Below are 2,025 nucleotides of genomic sequence, written 5' to 3'. Positions count from 1 at the left end.
CTCGCGCAGCCGCCAGATCGCCCCAGCCTGCGAGACCGAACTGGCGACCAGCCCATCGATGATGCCGGCTTCCTCCCAGATCGCCGCCAGGCCATCCTCCAATGCCTCTCGCGCGGCCTCGACGCTGTCGGCGCCAAGCTCGAGGACCAGCAGGCAAGGGGCATCGAGCGGCAACTGGCCGGGCGCGAAGCCGAGCATCCGGTTCATGGCGGCGGCGAAACGCTGCCACAGGATCTCGGCGGCGTTGAGCCGCGTCTGGGTACGCTCCAGGAAATGCCGCACGATGCGCTGCGCGCTGGCCGCATCCGGAACGCCGACCAGTGCCGTGGCGCTGGCGCCTGCCACCGGATCGAGCCGCAAGACGACGCGGGTGACGATGCCGAGCGTGCCCTCGGCGCCGATGAACAGGTGCTTCAGATCGTAGCCGGCGCTGGTCTTCAGCACCCGCGTCAGGTCGGAAAACACGTTGCCGTCGGGCAGCACCGCCTCGAGGCCGAGCACGCGATGGCGCATCGTGCCGTTGCGGAAAGCCATGATGCCGCCGGCATTGGTGGAAACCATGCCGCCTATGGTGCAGGAGCCGCGCGCGGCAAGGTCGATGCCGGGATCGAGCGCATGCGCGGCCGCCGCCTCCTGCAGCACCGAGAGCGGCGTGCCGGCCCCGACGATCGCCGTGCGCGCGAACGGGTCGATCTCTTCCACCCTGTTCAGGGCGCCGAGATCGCAGATGACCTGGCCGGCCACGGTCGCGGCGGCCCCTGTCAGCCCGGTACGCCCACCCTGGGCGACGAGGCTCAAACCCCGTGCCGCGCAGAATTTCACCATCGCCGCCACGCCCTCCGTGTCGGCTGGCCGCACCAGCGCCGAAGCGCCGAAATTGCGCTGGTCGAAGCCCGGATCGCGACTGGCGAGCTCGGCCTTGTCCCACACCACGGCGTTGGGGCAGGCGGCGCGCAGGTCGGCGATGAGGGTTTCACTCACGAGTGGCTCCATTCATGGGCGAGCCCTCCTATAGAGGAAGCGGAGGCTTCGAGTCACGCAGGGGAACTCTCCCGCATCGATCGTGCAGATTCCAGGGATCGTTCGGCCGCGTGCGGCGTTTGAGCAAAAGCTGAAATGGAGAAACCGACAATGGGTGATGATCGGCTGGAGAAGATCAGGCAGCGTGCGTATGAGATCTGGGAACGCGAGGGACGTTTGTTCGGCAATCACGACCGGCACTGGAGCCAGGCCGAGGCGGAAATCGACCGCGAGGCGGCCTTGCCGCTTACGGCCGATGACGCCCTGCCGGAAACCAGCAGGATCGCCAGCACCGACATACTGACGGTCGAGGAGCTGGCCATGCGCACCGGCATAACGGGCGACGAGGCGCAGGAGCTGATCGACAGGCTGGGCAGCGACCGCGCCGCGATCGAGGCCGCCGCCCGCAGCCTCAAGGCGAGACGGCGGCTCTGAAAGCAATTTAAGGAAAAGTGCGCGGCGGCTTTCCGTCCGCAATTGCGTAAAAAACAAATAGGTTTCGGACTCAATCGAGCCGGGAACAGGGCGGCGTCGCTGCGCGTTGATCTCTGTAAGGAGATCAAAAATGTCGATGCCGAAAACGTCTGTCCACAAGCAAGACTATCGGACGAATCGGGCCGACTACCTGATCGCCAAGACGCCGACCCCCAATGCGGAGCCGAAACCGAAAAAGAGGTCGTCGCGGCTTGGTGACCAGCGCTCGGCCCGGCTCTCGGAGAGCCCTTCAGAGACAGTGGCGAAACCGCAACCGCGCCGCTAGCAGGCGTGGCACGGCGGGCTGCCGTGGTCCGCGCTGCCCAGGTCGTCTGTTCTGTCGGAACCCTTGGTGCCTTCGCAGGTTCATCCTTCATAACCCGAAGGAGACCACCCCATGGACCACACCAACCACGTACGGCTCACCGACGCCGAGCTGACCCCGGCCATCCTCGAAGGCGCGACCATCTACGGTCCTGACGACGAGAAGATCGGCTCCGTCGACCACATGCACGGCAGCCAGGTCGTCAT

The 2,025-nt window shown here is 66.2% G+C and carries 2 protein-coding genes and 1 pseudogene; 2 read left to right on the top strand and 1 reads right to left on the bottom strand.

Annotated elements, in window-relative coordinates:
* Positions 1-981, bottom strand: a 981-nt coding sequence (locus EOA33_RS33720; RefSeq protein WP_190234463.1) for an FAD-binding oxidoreductase, incomplete at its 3' end; no start/stop codon positions are given.
* A 150-nt stretch (positions 982-1,131) separates the two neighbouring features.
* Here EOA33_RS33720 and EOA33_RS33715 point away from each other — a divergent pair.
* Together EOA33_RS33715 and EOA33_RS41095 are read left to right on the top strand one after the other, a co-directional pair.
* Entirely contained in the window at positions 1,132-1,455 is a 324-nt protein-coding gene (locus EOA33_RS33715) for a DUF2934 domain-containing protein (RefSeq protein ID WP_126055426.1), read from the top strand.
* 436 nt (positions 1,456-1,891) lie between these two features.
* A pseudogene (locus EOA33_RS41095) lies at positions 1,892-2,025 on the top strand (PRC-barrel domain containing protein); the annotation flags it as partial.

This window comes from Mesorhizobium sp. M4A.F.Ca.ET.050.02.1.1 (assembly GCF_003997725.1).
Lineage (GTDB): Bacteria > Pseudomonadota > Alphaproteobacteria > Rhizobiales > Rhizobiaceae > Mesorhizobium.
Note: the sequence above shows the minus strand (reverse complement) of the source record. Positions and strands in the feature narration are given on the sequence as shown.

Bases quoted from the DNA above. Each gene is read 5' to 3' on its own strand.
- EOA33_RS33715 (WP_126055426.1), top strand. From the start codon at position 1,132: ATGGGTGATGATCGGCTGGAGAAGATCAGGCAGCGTGCGTATGAGATC.